Origin of the sequence: Nocardiopsis sp. RV163, from assembly GCF_001029525.1 — a bacterium.
GTDB lineage: Bacteria > Actinomycetota > Actinomycetes > Streptosporangiales > Streptosporangiaceae > Nocardiopsis > Nocardiopsis dassonvillei.
Genome location: NZ_LEKI01000127.1, coordinates 1 through 17,375, shown reverse-complemented (window position 1 = coordinate 17,375; position 17,375 = coordinate 1). Strand labels below are relative to the sequence as shown.

General features: G+C 71.1%; 13 protein-coding genes. 4 read left to right on the top strand and 9 right to left on the bottom strand.

Features of this window, described 5'->3' with window-relative positions:
- Positions 1-604: 604 nt before the first annotated feature.
- The 3 genes from ABD54_RS28615 to ABD54_RS19885 form a co-directional block, all read right to left on the bottom strand.
- Complete coding sequence (locus ABD54_RS28615; RefSeq protein ID WP_200904147.1) at positions 605-1,582, bottom strand: HNH endonuclease; 978 nt, start codon at positions 1,580-1,582, stop codon at positions 605-607.
- A gap of 439 nt (positions 1,583-2,021) precedes the next feature.
- Positions 2,022-3,440 (bottom strand): sodium:alanine symporter family protein, encoded by a 1,419-nt coding sequence (locus ABD54_RS19890; protein WP_047871025.1) that lies wholly within the window; start codon positions 3,438-3,440, stop codon positions 2,022-2,024.
- Positions 3,441-3,971: 531 nt separating this feature from the next.
- Entirely contained in the window at positions 3,972-4,226 is a 255-nt protein-coding gene (locus ABD54_RS19885) for a DUF6457 domain-containing protein (protein WP_047871024.1), read from the bottom strand.
- Positions 4,227-4,649: 423 nt separating this feature from the next.
- Between ABD54_RS19885 and ABD54_RS19880 the strand changes: the two genes are divergently transcribed.
- On the top strand, positions 4,650-5,798 hold the full coding sequence (locus ABD54_RS19880; protein WP_082166909.1) for a glycosyltransferase family 1 protein: 1,149 nt from the start codon (positions 4,650-4,652) through the stop codon (positions 5,796-5,798).
- A 230-nt stretch (positions 5,799-6,028) separates the two neighbouring features.
- On the opposite strand, the gene ABD54_RS19875 is transcribed toward ABD54_RS19880, so the two are convergent.
- Positions 6,029-7,357 (bottom strand): pyridoxal phosphate-dependent aminotransferase, encoded by a 1,329-nt coding sequence (locus ABD54_RS19875; RefSeq protein ID WP_047871022.1) that lies wholly within the window; start codon positions 7,355-7,357, stop codon positions 6,029-6,031.
- A gap of 146 nt (positions 7,358-7,503) precedes the next feature.
- Here ABD54_RS19875 and ABD54_RS19870 point away from each other — a divergent pair, with 146 nt between their 5' ends.
- Positions 7,504-8,442 (top strand): LysR family transcriptional regulator, encoded by a 939-nt coding sequence (locus ABD54_RS19870; RefSeq protein ID WP_047871021.1) that lies wholly within the window; start codon positions 7,504-7,506, stop codon positions 8,440-8,442.
- Between the two features lie 265 nt (positions 8,443-8,707).
- Here the strand turns inward: ABD54_RS19870 and ABD54_RS19865 are convergent, their stop codons facing one another.
- The 3 genes from ABD54_RS19865 to ABD54_RS19855 all read right to left on the bottom strand — a co-directional run bounded on the left by ABD54_RS19865 (position 8,708) and on the right by ABD54_RS19855 (position 11,202).
- Positions 8,708-9,016, bottom strand: a complete 309-nt coding sequence (locus ABD54_RS19865) for a hypothetical protein (RefSeq protein WP_047871020.1) — start codon at positions 9,014-9,016, stop codon at positions 8,708-8,710.
- Between the two features lie 107 nt (positions 9,017-9,123).
- Complete coding sequence (locus ABD54_RS19860; RefSeq protein WP_047871019.1) at positions 9,124-10,323, bottom strand: glycosyltransferase; 1,200 nt, start codon at positions 10,321-10,323, stop codon at positions 9,124-9,126.
- A gap of 9 nt (positions 10,324-10,332) precedes the next feature.
- Positions 10,333-11,202 (bottom strand): DMT family transporter, encoded by an 870-nt coding sequence (locus ABD54_RS19855; RefSeq protein WP_047871018.1) that lies wholly within the window; start codon positions 11,200-11,202, stop codon positions 10,333-10,335.
- A 281-nt stretch (positions 11,203-11,483) separates the two neighbouring features.
- On the opposite strand from ABD54_RS19855, the gene ABD54_RS19850 reads away from it, so the two are divergent.
- Positions 11,484-13,064: a beta-N-acetylhexosaminidase gene (locus ABD54_RS19850; RefSeq protein ID WP_047871017.1), complete on the top strand. Its 1,581-nt coding sequence runs from the start codon at positions 11,484-11,486 to the stop codon at positions 13,062-13,064.
- Positions 13,065-13,139: 75 nt separating this feature from the next.
- On the opposite strand, the gene ABD54_RS19845 is transcribed toward ABD54_RS19850, so the two are convergent.
- Positions 13,140-14,393 carry an alanine racemase gene (locus tag ABD54_RS19845; RefSeq protein WP_047871016.1) on the bottom strand — a complete coding sequence of 418 codons (1,254 nt, stop codon included), beginning with the start codon at positions 14,391-14,393 and terminating at the stop codon, positions 13,140-13,142.
- Positions 14,394-14,585: 192 nt separating this feature from the next.
- Positions 14,586-15,545 (bottom strand): glycerophosphodiester phosphodiesterase family protein, encoded by a 960-nt coding sequence (locus ABD54_RS19840; protein ID WP_047871015.1) that lies wholly within the window; start codon positions 15,543-15,545, stop codon positions 14,586-14,588.
- A gap of 255 nt (positions 15,546-15,800) precedes the next feature.
- Here ABD54_RS19840 and ABD54_RS19835 point away from each other — a divergent pair, with 255 nt between their 5' ends.
- Entirely contained in the window at positions 15,801-17,144 is a 1,344-nt protein-coding gene (locus ABD54_RS19835; protein ID WP_047871014.1) for a hypothetical protein, read from the top strand.
- Positions 17,145-17,375: the final 231 nt, after the last annotated feature.

The following is a 17,375-nucleotide window of genomic DNA, read 5'->3' as shown; positions in this document are numbered from 1 at the left end:
GTTCCTTTGCTGGTTCGACCCGGACGGGTCGAAGCGCGAAGCGGACGAGGCAGGCCGGGCCAGGGTGTGATGGGGCGAACGCGGGAGTCAGGGCGCGGGGCCGGCGGGGTGTTTCAGGGGACGGGCGCGAGGACCAGGGCGTGAGGCACGCGGGTGTCGCGGGGCATGAACCACCGGGATTCTCTCCGGTGGATCAGTGCGAGCGTTTTGATGTACCGAGCAACCAAGAGTGCGCAAGCGCGGTTGCTGGACACCCTGACGGGTGTCCGGCGGTAGGCGCGCCGCGTCCGCGCTCGCCTGCGTCCCGCGCGGCGCGTCCTCGCGCGCCCCGCCGTGCCCAAGAGGTCGGGCACGGCGTTCGTCCCAGGGGGTCGAACCAAGGGCAGCAAAAGTCCAGGGACCAAGGGGTGGACTGGACCGACAAGGCGGCAAGGCCGGGGCGTGCGGGTTCCAGAGGACCAGGCCAGGGCAGCGGGTGACGGGCGCAGGACACCAGGAAGCAGGGCCTCAGAGGGAAGCAGAAAGCAGAGAAGAGAGGTAAGGCATTGGTTAATTTATTCGAGTAGGATAATTTCCCTTCAATCAGGACATTCATTCACACCCTTCAAGCTGCCTCACCACTCCCCATTCTTTTTCTTGCAACATCAAAAGCCCATGCATGAGTCGAAACCTTTTTATCAATCCCAAAGTGCTTTCCGGTTGCCCCCTTGAGCACTGTCTGATATTGCTCCATCAGCTCCCACGACGTGGCAGAGAAGTCCTCTTCGTTCCATCCATAGAGCTCCACAAGCTCCGCCTTTACCAAACGAAAGAAGTTGTCCGATTCATCATGAGTTTTTCGACTTCCCGAACCCGCTTCCTTCGGGTCGAAAATTTCCATGATCTCCTTTTTGCGCTTATCTGAGAATTTTTTTCGCTCGTGGTCTATCCAGGACCAGAACGCTTCGGAATCTGCAACATCTGGCGAGGACTTATGGTGATCAGTACACAGCGGGGCAAAGTTCCTCACATCGTTTGATCCGCCCAGGGCCCGCGGAACCGCGTGTGCTCGTTCAACTGAATCGCTAGTCCAGCAAACCAGACAGCGGAACTCCTTCATTCCGAGGTAATCCATAATCGCTTGCGTGGTTGGATAGGTCTTCCTTCCATCTGGCGAGTCTTCTCGCGGTCGGTTTTCAAGAGCCCGAAAATCAAATGAGTGCTCATTATTCTCATCAGTAATAGTGAGTTTATCCGGCAGGGGTAGCTGTGGTTTTTTATTGATGACATGCATCAGAGGAGTCCTCACCTCCGTCAGATATTGCGCCATCTTTTCAAGGGCGAAATATTGAATCAACTCAAAGGCATCACGATCGAACCCGCCTTCACTATTCCTATGGCCCTGGACGTCGATATATAGCGCCCGTTTTTTATTAGGGAATCTATCCTGACAATTTTTGAGCATTTGAAAAATACGACTGGCAGCTTTGGTGAAATCTTCTTCAACTGTCATCTCATGCCAAATGACCGCCTTCCCTTCGCTGTTTTTTATCTGCCGCCTTTTTTGCTTGCTTTCCGGGCTCTTCTTTTTCTTTTTGGGCATTATTCTTCCTTGGTTGTGGTGATGGTTCTGAAGCGTATCGCTGACCAGTGACACATGCGCTTACTCGAAGACCAGGGACGCCAGGAAGCCGCCAAACTAGTCATTGCAGGTGAATCCGCCTCTGGGGGTACCGGTCGAGTCCAGCAGGCCAGAATCCAACCTTCTGTCGGCGGGGTCCGAGCGAGGGCCCCGAGAGGGCGCACATCGGGCGCACACGGGGACGGGCAGAGCCGAGAAACAGCGAGAACCGGCGAGCAGGCGAAAGCCCAGCTCACCGGTTCAACGAACCGAAGGCCCCAGGTAGACCACTCCCCCGGTTCACTTCCACGCCTGGTGGTAGGGGCGGCGTCCGGAGAAGGGAACACCGAGGGGGGACCGGCTCCGGTCCGGTCCCCCCTCCTCGTCACCGCCCTGCGGCGGGGGCGCGGCCCCTGCCGGGTCAGGCCTTGGTCACGTCCTCCATGATCTTGTCCGGGTCCCTCCAGTCGGGGTGGGCGAAGAACTTGCGCGTCTCCGCCACGATGACCGGGGACAGGAGCAGGAGGCCGATGAGGTTGGGCAGGGCCATCAGGCCGTTGGCGATGTCGCTGAACAGCCAGACCGAGTCCAGGCTGGCGACCGAGCCCACGTAGATGACGGCGATGAACACCAGGCGGTAGGGCAGGACCAGGCGGCGGCCGCCCAGGAACACCATGCAGCGCTCGCCGTAGTAGGCCCACCCGAGCAGGGTGGTGAAGGCGAACACGGCCACCGCGACGGCCACGATGACGGTGCCGGCCGGAGCGAGCGCGGGGCTGATCGACCCCAGGCCCTCGGAGACAGCGCTGCTGGTCATCAGCGAGCCGTCCTCGCCGCCGGCGGACCAGACACCGGTCGTGATGATGACCAGGCAGGTCATGGTGACCACGATGATGGTGTCGATGAAGGTCTGGGTCATCGACACCATGGCCTGGCGGACCGGCTGGGTGGTCTTGGCCGCGGCGGCGGCGATGGCACCGGTGCCCAGGCCCGACTCGTTGGAGAAGATGCCGCGGGCGAAGCCCATCTGGATGGCGAGCATGATGCCCGCCCCGGCGAAGCCGCCCGTGGCGGCGGTGCCGGTGAAGGCGTCGGTCACCACGAGCTGGAGCGCGGGGAGGATGGCGGCCCAGTTGGCGGACAGGATGACCAGGCAGACGCCCACGTAGCCGATGATCATGATCGGCACGAGGCCCGAGGCGACGCGGCCGATGCTCTTGATGCCGCCGAGGATGACGGCGCCCGCGAGGACCACGAGGGCCAGGCCCACCATCCACGGCTCCAGCGGCGTGACGCTGGTGATCTGCTGCGAGACGGCGTTGGCCTGGGTGCCGTTGCCGATGCCGAAGGCGGCGATGGCGCCGAAGACCGCGAAGGCCACGCCCAGGGTGGTGCCCAGGCCGCCCGGGATCCCGTACTTGAGGTAGTACATGGGGCCGCCGCTCTGTTCGCCCTTGGCGTCGGTGCGGCGGAACTTCACGCCCAGGAGGGCCTCGCTGTACTTGGTGGCCATGCCGAGGAAGCCGACGACCCACATCCAGAACAGCGCGCCGGGTCCGCCGACGCCGATGGCGAGCGCGGCACCGGCGATGTTGCCGACGCCGACGGTGGCGGCCAGGGCCGTGCTCAGCGCCTGGTAGTGGGAGATGTCGCCCTCGACGGAGGGGTCCTCCTTGCGCCGGACGAGGGCGAGCCACAGCGCGTGGGGCAGCCGCAGGAGCTGGAGCAGGCGCAGGCGGACGGTGAGGAACAGGCCGACACCGAACAGCAGCGGAATGAGGACGAAGGGCCCCCAGATGATGCTGCTGACGATGCCAGCCATTTCGAGGAGCTGGTCCACAGGGGATCTCCCTATCGGTGAGTGTGTGGGGACGAGGGGCCGCCGGTACTGGAGTACGGGGGATCCGACGCCCTCGCGATCGCTTCGGCACTGGTGGAGGCCCGCGATACCGGCAAAGAATCGCATCGACGCGTAACAAACACATCACACGTGTTCCACATGCCTGTTTCTTCGGGAACTTCCGGTTCCATCTCCGCGTACCCCCGGGTGGGGGCGTTGTCCTCCGGAGGCTTCCGCGCTGGTCGGGGCCGTGCTCCGGGGCTGCGGCCGGACGGCGGCGGACCCGAGGGCACCGGTGGAGCCGGTGGGGCCCACCCGCGACGCGGTCCGGAGCGCGACGCCGTCGGATGCGACCGGTACGGACTGCTGACCGATGCGACCACGACGATCCGCTGCGACCGAAGCGGGCTCCGGGCGCGGTGTTCCTCGCGGCCACGGCCGCGACGGCACGGACGGAGGCGGCCGGAGCGGACGGGAGGGCCCGTCGGCGCGGACGGAACGCCCCCGACCGGAGCGGACGGCGGCGGGGTGTTAGGCGCGGTCCTCCTCGTCGACCCGGGCCAGGGCGAGCCTGCTGAGGACCGCCGCGGCCTCGTCGGGGTCCGCGCCCTGACCCACGGCCACGCCCAGGAGGTAGGTGGTCAGGGGCGCGGCGGGACGGGCCACGGAGTGGGCGGCGTCCCGGGCGAGGTCGAGCACCCGGTCGACGTCCTCCTTGCGGAGGGGTTCGGTACCGGTCAGGCCCAGTTCACTTCGGACTGCTTCGGCCCATTCCACGAGGGTCACCGCATGACTCCTTAGAGCAATATATTGGCTACATTCAGCAATCATATCCACCGGAGGGTCACCCGGCGGACACACGGGCGCACGGACACGGTCACCGACCGCTCGGACTGCCCACGCCTGGTCTTCGGGCGCGGTTCCCCCGTACCCAAACCGAGGTTCACCCCACGAGCCTAGCGTCGGAGACAGCCGTCCCCGGCGTAGGCAGCCGTCCCCCCGGCGTTGGGAGCCACCCGCATGTCCCCGACCGACCGTACGTCTCCGGCCACGCGCACGTCCCCGGCCGCTCACCACCCCTCAGCCGCTCCCAGGACCGCGACCGACCCCGCGTCCGCTGGCGTTCCCGCTGCCGGGCCCCGCGCCGCGGCGGCCCGCACACCGCCGCTCGACCGCGTGCCCCCGGCCGACGCCCGGGGCAGACTGAGGGTGGCGATCGTGACGGAGTCCTTCCTGCCCCAGGTCAACGGGGTGACCAACTCCGTGTGCCGGGTCGCCGACCTGCTCGCCGCTCGCGGCCACGAGGCACTGGTGCTGGCCCCCGGGCCGGGCCCCTCCTCCTACGCGGGGTTCCCGGTGGTCCGGCTGCCCTCCGTGCCCCTGCCGTTCTACCGCGACTTCTCGGTGGGGCTGCCCGCACGGCGGATGATGACCGCGGCGATCCGCGCCTTCTCCCCCGACGTGCTGCACCTGGCCTCGCCCGCCCTGCTCGGGGCGGCGGCCGTGGAGACCGCCCGCCGGTGGGCGCTGCCGACGGTGGCGGTCTTCCAGACCGACCTTCCCGGCTTCGCCGGGCGCTACCGCCTGCCCGGCGGAGACGCCCTGTGGTCGCTGCTGCGGCGCACGCACGCCGCGGTGGACCGCACGCTGGCACCGTCCTCGGCCACCATGGAGGCGCTGTCCGCGCGCGGGTTCCCCCGCCTGGACCTGTGGCGCCGCGGGGTCGACGCCCAGCGCTTCTCCCCCGCGCACCGCGACGAGGATCTGAGGCGCCGGCTCGCACCGAACCGGGAGACGATCGTGGGCTACGTGGGGCGTCTGGCCAGGGACAAGCGGGTGGAGATGCTGGAACACGTCTCCCGCCTGCGCGGGATCAGGCTGGTCGTGGTGGGGGACGGCCCCGAGCGGGCGCGGCTGCGCAGGCGCCTGCCCGACGCGGTGTTCACCGGGCAGCGCACCGGCGGTGACCTGTCGCGCCTGTACGCGTCCATGGACGTGTTCGTGCACACCGGTGCCGACGAGACGTTCTGCCAGGCCGTCCAGGAAGCTCTGGCCTCGGGGGTGCCGGTGGTGGCCCCGGCCTCGGGCGGTCCGCTGGACCTGGTGGTGCCCGAACACAACGGGCTGCTGTACGCCCCGGACTCGGTGCGCGAACTGCGTGTGGCGGTGGGGCGGCTGGCCCACAACCTCCAGGTGCGGGAGCGGATGGCGGGGTGCGCGCGGCCCTCGGTGGAGCACCGTACGTGGGAGGCGGTCGGTGAGCGGCTGCTCGACCACTACCGGGCGGTGATCGCCTCCAGCGCGGAACTGGCCGCGCGCGAGGCGGGGGTGGAGGGCGCCCAGTCCGGCCCGAGGTGAGCGCCCGAACGGCGGCGTCCGCGCGGTGGCCTCACCGGACGGGGATCCGGCGGCGCCCCGGGCGGGGACGCGCCGTCGGCGTGGAAAGCGGCGTGCCGCCCGGGAACCGGGGCGTCCCGCCGCCCGGGGCCGGACAGAGGTCCGGCCTCCCCCGGAAGGAGCGGCCGGGGGAGGCCGGAGGACGGTGCGTCCGCCCCGCCCCCTTTACACGGGGCGGACGCGGGGAGCGGTCAGCTGACCGCCTGTGGTTCGGCCGACCGGCGCAGGACGGGCCCGGCGTCGGCGCCCTCGGGCAGCAGCGCGCCCAGGACCTCGTCGAGGCGGTCCAGGTGTGCGCGGACCCAGGGCAGCGCCAGCGGGTCCGTGGCGGCGAGGGCCGCGTAGCGGCGTTCCTCGGTGTCGCCGTAGAGCAGGCTGGTGGCGACCCGCATGCGCAGGGCCTCCACGCCCTCCCCGAACTCCGCGGCGGGCAGTACGCCCATCCCGAAGCGCTCCAGCAGCAGCCCGGTCAGGTCCGGGCCGGTGGCCACGCCGTGGAGGGCGGCCAGCCGCTCCCGGGCCGGCTCGAAGTCGGGGTAGAGGTAGAAGGCCGCCCGGGGGGCGGCCACGGTCGCGCCCGCGCGGACGAAGGCCTCGGTGACCGCCCCGGCGACGATGCCGTGCAGACGGCGGCTGCGGTCGACGTGGTCGAGGAGTTCGGCGGGTTCGGTGAAGGCGTGCGCGGCGGCCTCCTGGACCGGGGCGGCCGGGCTCGACCAGATCTCGCTGGCCACACCGAGCAGCCCGGCGCGCAGGCGGTGGCCGATCTCGGAGTCGGGCAGGCGCACGACGCCGATGCGCCAGCCGCCCAGGGCCAGGTTCTTGCTCAGTCCGGTGGAGATGACGGTGCGCTCGGGCGCGTACTCGGCGGGGCTGTGCACCTCGGCGGGCTCCTCGCCCGGGGCGGCGGGGTGGACGAGGTCGCGGTAGATCTCGTCGGAGATGACGACCAGGTCGAGTTCGCGGGCAACCTCGCACAGGCGCCGGACGGTGTCGGCCCCGGCCACGGTGCCTGTCGGGTTGTCGGGAACGGTGACGATGACGGCGTTGACCGTGCGCCCCTGCTCGCGGGCGGCGGTGACTGCGGCGTGCAGCAGGTCCGGCTGGGGTACGCCCCCCTCGCCGGTGGCGGTGGGGACCATGACGGGCCGCTGCCCCATCAGGCGGCTCTGCGCGGCGTAGCTGACCCAACTGGGCGCGGCGATCGCGGTGTCGCCGCCGATCTCCAGCAGGAGACTGTACAGGAGCGGCTTGCTGCCGGGTCCGGCGACGACCAGCCCGGGGTCGGTGGGCAGCCCGCGGCGCTCCCAGTACCCGGCAGCGGCCTCGCGCAGGGCCGCGGACCCGGCGACGGGCCCGTAGGCGTTGGCACCGTTCCCCGCGGTGAGCCGGTCGCGCATGACCGGGTGGACCGGGAGTCCGGCCTCGCCGAAGCCCAGGGGGAGCACGCGTACTCCCTGGCGGCGCTTCTCGGCGAGCGCTTCGTTGACGGCGAGGGTCGCGGACACAGTGACGGTCATCGAGGACTCATCTCCGGTTTGTCGTGAATGCGGGTGATGCATGGACTGCCACTCCACCTGGGAAGACGGCCCGTCACCCCACAGACTGCCCAGGTTCGGGCATCAGTACAAGCGCGTCTTTTCGATGCTGAGCGTAAGATCTTCTTATGCTCGATCTGCGTCGTCTGCACGTCCTCCGCGAGTTCAGCGTGCGTGGGACCATCGCCGCCACAGCCGGCGCCCTCGGTTACACGCCCTCGGCCGTGTCCCAGCAACTGGCCGCCCTGGAGCGGGAGACGGGCGTCGCGCTGCTGGACCGCTCCGCGCGGGGCGCCGAGCTCACGGACGCCGGGCGGCTGCTGGTGGCCCAGGCCGAGGACATCCTGGCGCTGGTGGAGGCGACCGAGTCGGTGCTCGCCGAGCAGTCCGACCTGGCGCTGGGCGTGGTCACCGTCACGGCGTTCCCGACCGCCGCCGTGGCGTTCGCGCCCCTGCTGGTGCCGCCGCTGCGCCGGCACGAGGGGATGCAGCTCCTGCTGCGCCAGACCCTGCTGGCGACGGGGACCCAGCAGGTGCGCTCTCGGGAGGTGGACATCGCCCTGGTCGACGACTGGTCCGGACAGCACCCCGGGCGCGGGCCCGAGGGCGGACTGCGGCACATCAACCTGATGCGCGACCCGATGGTGCTGGCGGTGCCCCGGGGGCACGCGCTGGCCGACCCCTCGGCGCCGGTGGTGCTGGAGGAGCTGCTGAACGAGTCGTGGATCGTGACGCCCGAGAGCGAGCGTTCGCGCTACGGAACGGACCGGCTCCTGTCCGAGGTGGGCGGACTGCCCTCCGCCGCCTGGGAGTTCGAGGGGCTGGGAACAGTGCTGAGCCTGGTCTCGCGCGGGATCGGGATCGCCGCGGTCCCGGCCCTGGCGATGGTGGGGGCCCCGGCGGGGCTCGTCTACCGGAAGCTGCCCGCGTCCGCGCCCGAGCGGCACGTGTACGCGGTGGTGCGGTCGGTGGCGGCGAGGCGACCGGCGGTACAGGTGACGCTGGCGGCGTTGAGGGACGCCGCGCAGCAGGTGAGCAGGGAGGTCGCCGGGATCACGGTGGCCTGACCGGCCGCGCCGGGCCGTCCCGTGCCGACCCGGCCGGGTCCCGCGTCAGCACGCGCTCCACCGCTGACACCGGTCCGCTCCGCGCAGCCCCCGCCGGGTCCCGTCGACTCGTGCTCCACGGGCATACGGCCCGTTCCCGCCGGGGACCTGTGCCCCTCGGCGGGGCACCACGGTCCGCTCCGCCCCCTGGGCGGGCTCCTGGAGGAGCCGCCGTGGAACGACGCGTGGCCCGAACCCCCCGGGGTCGGACCACGTTCGCCGTCGTTCACTCCTTGTCCCTGCCGCGCGTCCGGTCGATCCGGCGGCGCAGTCTGCGGCAGACGTGGCGCGCCCGGTCACGGTCGTCCCGGGCGTTCCACCATCGGGCGTAGGCTTCCAGTCTCCTTTTTCGCAGTGCCTCCAGCTCGGCCTCCATCCGGTTCACCCGGTGCTCCAGGTCGATGCGCTCGCGCTCGAACACCGACATGTCGTGCTCGTGGAACCCCGCCTCCCGCTCGGCGCTGACGAGCCGATCGGTGAGGCCCTCGGTGGGGTTGCCCCGGCCGGTCTGTGCACTAATCCCTTCGAACCACACAACATCTTGTGTATCCCACAGGAGGACAACATCACCGGTCGCTACGCAAAGAATACGGAAAGTGGCAGAAGAATCGAAACATCAACCAAACGTCCCTTTCGGACACCTCAGGCGGCGACCGGCCTCTCCCCCCGCGCGGGGGCCGTCCCCCGCAGACGGGTGTAGACCTCCTCGAACCGCTCCAGGGACCGGTGGTGGTCGTGCCGCCGCGCGAGCTCACGACTGGCCGCGCCCAGAGCACGTCCCCGGGGACCGAGCACGAGGAGCAGCCGGTCCGCCAGGAGCGCGGGGTCGCCCGGTGGGAAGAGGAACCCGTTGCGCCCCTCCTCAACCAGGTGCGGCAGCGCCATCGCGTCCGCGGCCACCACCGGCAGTCCGGTGGACATCGCCTCCAGGGTGGCGATGCTCTGCAGCTCGGCCACGCCCGCGATGGCGAAGGCGTCCCCCGCCCCGTAGACCAGGGGCAGGTCCTCGTCCGGGACGAAGCCCAGGAAGAACACACGGTCCGCCACGCCCAGCTCCGCGGCCAGCGCGCGCAGTTCCTCCCCGCGCTGGCCCGTCCCCGCCAGGGCCAGCTGGGCGTCCCGTCCGGGCACGATACGCGCCAGCGCCCGGATGGTGTCGTCGATCCTCTTCTCCGCGTCCAGCCTGCCCACGAACACGATCGTGTCCCGGTCGGGCAGCCCGAACCGGCGCCGCGCCGCGGCGGGGTCCTCGTGGGGGCGGAACCGCTCCAGGTCGATCCCGCACGAGATCGCCTCGACCCCGCGTGTGAACCCCTTCTCCCGCAGGAGCCTGGCCGCCCGCGGGGTCGGCGTGGTCACGTGGTCGGCCTCCCCCGCCACCCGGACCATGTCCCTCCAGGCCAGGAGGCCCGCCAGTTCCTGCATCGGCGCGGGGATCCGGGCGTGCGCGTACAGGTTGTCCGGCATGAAGTGGTTGGTGAGCACGACGGGGACGCCTGCGGCGCGGCCCCTGCGCATCGCCGCGCGGCTGAGCGGGAAATGGCTCTGCGCGTGCACGACGTCGGGGTCCAGGCGCTCGACGATCCTGGCGATGTGCCCGCCCATCCCCAGCGGGACGGCCGCGCGCATGAAGGGGATGGGCGCCGAGCGCAGGCGGTGCTCGACCACCGCGCCGTTGACCGTGACGTGGGGTTCGCCCCGCTCGGAGGGGCACACCACGTGGACCCGGTGCCCCCGTCCGGCCAGCCCCTCGGCCAGGCGGTGGGTGAAGTATCCGGCCCCGTTGACGTCGGGGGGATAGGTGTCGCTGGCGATCAGGACGCGCAGCGGACGCTCGGTCATGGTCTCTCCTCAGCGTTCGGTGTCGGCGGCGACGACCTCGGGGTTGCGGTTGCGAGCCTGGGCGAGGGCCACGGTTCCGGCGACGGCGAGGCAGGCGAAGACCAGCGCGCCGAACTGGGCGGGAAGTGTCCGCGGCGCTCCCTCGCCCAGGAGGAGGGCGCCGATGGCCACACCGACCACGGGGTCGGTGATCAGGAGGGTCGCGTAGGCGGCCGTGAAGTGCCCGGTGCGGTAGGCGTTCTGCATCAGCAGCGCGCCGAAGACCGCCGCGGCCACCGCGAGCGGGGCCAGCCAGCTGATCAGGCTGGTCCAGTCCCCGACGGCGTTGGCGGACAGGACGCGGGCCAGACCGGATGTGGTACCCATGGCCGCCCCGCCCGCCAGGGCGAGCAGGAGGGCCCGGACCCCGTTGTTCATCCGGTGCGCGGTGAAGTGGACGACGGCTCCCGCCCCGAGGACGACCCCGGTGAGCGCCAGCGCCGTGCCGGTGCTCATGACGGGGCTGTCCGCGGTGTGCGGGAACAGGGAGATCACCCCGGTGAGGCCCACCATGACGGCGGTTCCGGGGATGATCTGGGAGAGGCCGACCCGGCGGCGGTTGAACAGGGCCGACAGCACGATGGCGAACAGCAGGCCGGTGACACCGATCGGCTGGATGATGGTCAGCGGTGCGCCGCTGAGGGCCACCAGGTGCAGTCCGGCGCCCAAGGCGGCGGCCAAGCTGCCGATCATCCAGCGGGGCTGGCGCAGCAGGTGCAGCAGGAGCCCAGCCTTCGCCACCCGGCCTCCCGGGGCGCGGACCGCGTCGCGCTCCTGGAGGGCCGAACCCAGCGCCAGGGTGAACGCCCCGGCCACGGCGATGAGGATCGGCACCAGCATCAGCGCCCCCGCCCCACGGGTGTCCCCCGTCTCCTGAGCATCGCCGCCCCCTCTGTCCGCCGTCTCGGCAACGGTACGGACGGGACCCGCGCCACGGCGATAACGCCAGCCCCCCGTCCGTCGTGGTGGTAACCCCACCACTCCCGCACCTACCCGGTCCCGGTTTCGGTACCTCGTCGTCTCCGGGTAAGGGTGACCGTTTGTCCGCGGGGGGTGTGCCCGTGAGGAGCCACGTGACACTATGTCCGGTATTGGTCTAGACCGGATAGGAGCGGTTCACCGTGCCCGACACCTCCCCCTTCCTCGTCCCCCGTCCCAACTCCTCGGCTCCCGGTGGCACCGGGGGCCTCACGCTGACCGCCTCGACCAGGGTTTCCGCCGACCCCGACGCCCGGGGCACGCTCACGTGGCTCCAGCGTGAACTCGGAGCGGCCACCGGCCTCCCCCTGGCCGCCGGCGACGAGGCCAGCGCGCAGATCCGACTGAGCGTGGACCCCGAGGCGGCCCTGGGCCGCGAGGGCTACCGGCTGATCGTGGACGCCGAGGGAGCCATCATCGTGGGCAACGACCCCGCCGGGGTGTTCTACGGTGCGCAGACCCTGCGGCAGCTGCTGCCCGCCGACGCCTACCGGGACGCCCCGCTGGGCGGCGCCGAGTGGGCCCTACCCGCCGTGAGTGTGACCGACGCGCCGCGTTTCCGCTGGCGGGGCGTGATGCTGGACGTGGCCCGCCACTTCGTGCCCAAGCGTGAGGTTCTGCGGTTCATCGACCTGCTGGCCATGCACAAGCTCAACGTCCTGCACCTGCACCTGACCGACGACCAGGGGTGGCGCGTGGAGATCCGCCGCTACCCGAAGCTGACCGAGGTGGGCTCCTGGCGGACCCGGAGCCAGGTGGGCGCCGCTAAGCCGCCGGTGTTCGACGAACGCCCGCACGGCGGCTTCTTCACCCAGGACGACATCCGCGAGATCGTCGCCTACGCCGACGCCCGGCACGTGGCCGTCGTCCCCGAGATCGACGTGCCCGGCCACTCTCAGGCCGCCATCCACGCCTACCCCGAGCTGGGCGAGTCCGGACGGATCCCGGTCGGCGACCAGTGGGGGATCTTCGAGGAGGTGCTCGCGGTCACCGACAACGTCCTGGAGTTCTACCGGAACGTCCTGGACGAGCTGATCGAGCTGTTCCCGAGCACGTACGTGCACGTGGGCGGCGACGAGTGCCCCAAGACCCAGTGGCGGGCGAGCGCGTCCGCGCAGCGGCGGATCAAGGAGGAGGGGCTGGCCGACGAGGACGAGTTGCAGAGCTGGTTCATCCGCCGACTGGACGAGCACCTGACCTCGCGCGGCCGCCGCCTGGTGGGCTGGGACGAGATCCTGGAGGGAGGGCTCGCACCGGGGGCGACCGTGATGTCGTGGCGCGGCGAGGAGGGCGGTGTCGCGGCCGCGCGGGCCGGTCACGACGTGGTCATGAGCCCCACCCGCACCTCCTACCTGGACTACCGGCAGTCCGAGTCCGGGGACGAGCCCGTCCCGGTGGGCACGCTGCTGCGGATCGAGGACGTCTACCTGGCCGAGCCGGTACCGCCGGGGCTGACCGAGGGGGAGGCCGCGCACGTGCTGGGCGCTCAGGTGAACGTGTGGACCGAGCACATCGACTCGCCGCGCAGGCTGGACTACATGGTCTTCCCCAGGCTGTCGGCCTTCGCCGAGCAGGTGTGGTCGTCCGGTGAGCGCGACTACGCCGAGTTCGAGCCCCGGCTGAGGAGGCACTTGGAACGGCTCGACGCGGCCGGGGTGGAGTACCGGCCGCTGGACGGGCCGCGCCCGTGGCAGACCCGCCCCGGGGTGGTGGGCTGGGGGTGACCCCGCGACCCCGGTAGCCGTGGGCGCTCCCGGGGCGCCGGGGTCCGCGCGGCTCCGCCGACGGCGCCCTGGGCCTCAGAAGTAGGTGGCCGCCATCTCCACGACGGTGTCGGCGTCGTCCACCACCGGCAGGACCCGCCAGCGGTCGAAGGCCGTGCACGGGTGCGAGATCCCGAAGGAGACCAGGTCGCCGGGGCTGACCTCCAGCCCCGGCGCGACCCTCAGGTAGGCGTGGTGGTCGTTGAGGTCGGTCACCTCCGCGCCCCCGGCGTCGACGGTGGAACCGTCCGCCCGGCGCAGGCGGCGCGGCACGGGGAACCCCTGGTCGTGGTTGGCGTCGCGGCGCCCCATGCCGACGATCGCCAGCCCCGCCTCCGGAACGGAGGTCACCCGGGCCCACAGTTCCAGGGCCCCGGCCAGCGCGTCGGGGCCCTCGGGCAGGCGGCGGTAAGGCGTGGTGCGCCGGTACAGGCCGTCGTCGTGGACCACGTAGGCGCCGCTGCGCAGGATCGGCAGGACGTCCTCGCGTCCGCCGAACTCCTCGGCGACCAGGTCGAACCACGCGCTGCCGCCCACCGACAGCACCGGCCCGTCCAGGCCGTGCCGGGCGGCCAGCGCCGCGGCGTCGCCGACCAGGTCGCGCAGGAAGCCGCGCACACCGTCGGCGTCGCCGAGCGATCCCTCGTAGCCCGCCACCCCGGCCGGTTCCAGACCCGGCGCCTCGGCGACGGCCGCGGCCACCGCGAGCAGTTCCTCACGGGTGCGGCAGCCGGTGCGCCCTCCGGGGACCCCCCGTTCGACCAGCACCCGCAGGGGCCGCCCGGCGGAGCCTCCCCCGGGCCGGTCGGCGGCAGCCTCCGCGGCGACCGCCACCCCCTCGACCGAGTCGGCGTAGAAGAGGAACTCGAAGCCGGGGTCCTCGTCCAGCTCACCGGCCGCCCAGCGCAGCACCCGGCCGTCGAGCAGCTCGTTGGCGAGCAGGATCCGGCGCACGCCGAACCGGCGGAAGGCCAGGACCTGGTTGGCGCTGGCGGCGGAGACCCCCCAGGCGCCCGCGTCCAGTTGTCGCTGGATGAGGGCCGGAGCCATGGAGGTCTTGCCGTGCGGGGCGAACAGCAGCCGGTGGCGCTCGGCGAAGTCGGCGAGCGCGGCGACGTTGCGGTCCAGCGCGGAGGCGCGCAGGACCATCAGCGGCCAGGTGAAGGGGCCGGTGAACAGGTGGTCGCGGCGGGCCGCGAACTCCTCAAGGGGAATCGGGTCGTCCGTCCACCACAGGCCCTTGGTGCGCCAGTCGACGTGTTCCCGGGGGATGGCCAGCCGATCGCTCACGTGGTGTCCGCCTCCTGGTCCGAACGCCCCGCCCGAGGGGGGACCGCGGCGCGGTCTCCCCTCGGGCGGGGACCTCGTGTGGGTCGGACAGATCATCCCACCTGACACCGTCCGGGGCCAGGGAGCGCTCCGGGCGGGGTCCGGGGACGCCGCCCCCTTCCGGGGCGGACGCGGTCCCCGGGCCGACGCGGGTCAGCGGGGCAGGGGCAGCGCGGGGATCCTTACCACCGGCTGGGACCGCTGGGCCCGGGCGGCGATGGCTTCCTGGCCGACGTCGGGGTAGTCGGTGATGAACCCGTCGACCTTCCAGCCCAGGACGGTGTCCATCCGGGAGCGCTCGTTGATGGTGTAGGGCATGATCTCCATCCCCGCCTCGTGGACCCGCTCCACGTAGGTGGCGTCGATGGTGGTGTGGTTGGGGTTGATCATCTGCGCCCAGTCGTGCTCGTCGATGCTGCTCTCGGGGACCCGGCCGAGCAGGGCGTGCGGCACGGACGGGAGCAGGTCCTTTGAGCGCCGCACCGACTGCCAGTCGAAGCTCTGCACGACGAGGCGGCGGGGTTCACCGTCCGGGTTGGGCTCCAGCCAGGTTCCTCGCCCGGTCAGCTCGTCGGCGATCTCCTGCTCGATGCCGGGGTAGAGCCCGGGCTCCTTGAGCTCCAGGAAGAGGTTGAGGTCCAGTTGCTCCAGGCGGTCGAGCCCCTCCGCGAAGGTGGGGACGGGCTCACCGTCGAAGGAGGCGTCGAACCACGCGCCCGCGTCGAGCTCGCGGACCTCGTCCATGGTGAAGTCGGCGACTTCGTAGGAGCCGCGTTCGGGGAAGACCTCCTCGACGTCGGTGGTGCGTTCGAGGGTGGTGTCGTGCATGAGCACGAGGACGTCGTCCTTGGTGCGCTGGACGTCGACCTCAACGGTCTCGGCTCCGAGCCGGTCGGCGGTGTCGAGGGCGGCCAGGGTGTTCTCGGGCGCGTGACCGGAGGCTCCGCGGTGGGAGACGGCGATCAGCGGGCGCTCGGTTGTCGTGTACTCGATGACTGCGGATCTGGTGACGTCCGACCACCGGGGGTCGGTGTCCTGCGTCGCGGACGATGCGCTCGCGCCGGTGACGACGAAGAACGACACGGCTGCGACGACGATACCGATGCGCTGCACCGGACCTCCCAAGTGCGCGTGAACTTGTCGGCTGCTTCCTCAGATTGGGTGCGGATGGCGACCGCTTGGTTACCGCCTGCGGAGCAGCCGGTGATCCGCGGCCCATCATCTGGTGATGTGTCCGACAGTTCGACGACATTCTCACTTAATGCATCCATTTGGTCACTTCATGCACGGATTTTGACCCCCGCACCCATGGTCGATTACCCAGAGACTGCAACCATCACTAGGAGTAGTCGATGGGAAGGAACACTCATGCGCAAGCACCACAAGAGGTGGGTCGCGCTGCTCGGCGCCGCCGCGATCGCGTCGTCGGGACCGGTCGGCCTCCCGGGGGCGGTGGCGGCCGACGAGAAGGACATGCGGACGCTGGCGTGGCCGGAGATGGGCCAGGGCGTCCCCTCGTACAGCCTGGACGGCTACGAGATCGGTTACCTGCCCTCCGAACTGGAGCGGCACGGGATGCACGCCTCGACCACGACCGACCGGCTGGGCAACAGGCAGTCGCAGCTTTCCTGGATGCGCGGACCCGACCAATTGCTCGGCAGGGTCTCCGTCCTGCGCTCGGACAGCATTCAGCAACTCGACGACCTGCGCGAACGCCGGTACGGCCACCTGCCCGAGAGGACTCTGGAACGCCTGGACTCGGGCGAGGCGCTGCGCAGTGAGGCCTACCTGTCGCCGGAGACCGGCGACCTGTTCTGGCTCGACGAGCCGGGCGTGGCCGTGGCCCTGTACCTCCAGCCGGACAAGTGGGGCAGCGGTGAACTGGTCAGGATGGCGGAGTCGCTGACCGGGAAGGGGGAGGCGCCCGCGGAGACCGACGCCGAGGGGTCCGGCGGGGAGGCGGCGCAGGAGGAGCCCGTGGAGTCGGCTCCCGAAACGACCGGGGAGAAGGAGTCGCAGGGGCCCGCCGGGGCGGACGGGAGCGAGTCCTCCGCCGACGGGGCCGCGGCGGGCGTCTCCCCCGTCGGGCGGCCCGAGACCCCGCAGACCCCCGAGGCCGCGTCAGGGCGGGGCGGCGAGGCGGCGCAGGAGCAGCCCGCCGCCGGGGTGGGCGCGCAGGAGGCACCCGCGGAGACCGGTGAGAGCGGGGAGGCCGCGGGCTCCGAACAGCCCCGGGCGACCCGCGTCCGGACGGCCAAGGAGTGCGTCGTCAGCCGGTTCGCGGGCTTCGGGAGCGGCCAGACCCGTCTGGGCGAGATGACCCCGGCCAGCGCGGAGTTCGTGGAGCGGGCCGTTGCCACGGAGCGGCTCGGCGACGGGGACCTCGACCGACTGCTGGCCACCGTCTGGTACTACGGCGACGAGGGCGTCAGGACCGGCGCGGTCGAGCACTGCGCCGAGGACGTCGAGATGTCGCGCACCGAACTGGAGGGGCTCATCTCCGACCTCGGCGGGATCATCGCCGTGCTCGTGGAGGAGGCCGAGAAGCACGACGCCGCGCACGAGGAGAACGTGGCGCGCACGCTGGAGGAGGTGAACGCCACCCTGCCCGTGGAGGTGGACGCCACCTCGGTCGTGGACCCGATCGGCGCCCAGGAGTGGGCCGAGCTGACGCGGTCCCTGCCGTGGAGCTTCCCGACCGGAACGTCCTGAGCAGCGCGCCCTCCGGCCGCGAGGCTGCGGCGGTCGGCGGGCAGCACGGTGCGGGCGGGCCCTGAGGGCCCCCTACATCCAGTCAACCCGGGGCCGGGCGCCGCTCCCACGGACCAGACATCAACCCATTCATACGGACAACCCATGATGTAACGTCACCTCAGGTTCACGTCCGGGTGACCACGGTCACCCTCCCGGCCTCCGCGTCCCCCACCGGGGGCAGGCCCGGAC

Excerpts from the sequence above, each read along its gene's own strand:
- ABD54_RS19870 (WP_047871021.1), top strand. The coding sequence starts at position 7,504 with ATGCTCGATCTGCGTCGTCTGCACGTCCTCCGCGAGTTCAGCGTGCGT.
- ABD54_RS19860 (WP_047871019.1), bottom strand. The coding sequence starts at position 10,323 with ATGACCGAGCGTCCGCTGCGCGTCCTGATCGCCAGCGACACCTATCCC.
- ABD54_RS28615 (WP_200904147.1), bottom strand. The coding sequence starts at position 1,582 with ATGCCCAAAAAGAAAAAGAAGAGCCCGGAAAGCAAGCAAAAAAGGCGG.
- ABD54_RS19875 (WP_047871022.1), bottom strand. The coding sequence starts at position 7,357 with ATGACCGTCACTGTGTCCGCGACCCTCGCCGTCAACGAAGCGCTCGCC.
- ABD54_RS19835 (WP_047871014.1), top strand. The coding sequence starts at position 15,801 with ATGCGCAAGCACCACAAGAGGTGGGTCGCGCTGCTCGGCGCCGCCGCG.
- ABD54_RS19855 (WP_047871018.1), bottom strand. The coding sequence starts at position 11,202 with ATGCTGGTGCCGATCCTCATCGCCGTGGCCGGGGCGTTCACCCTGGCG.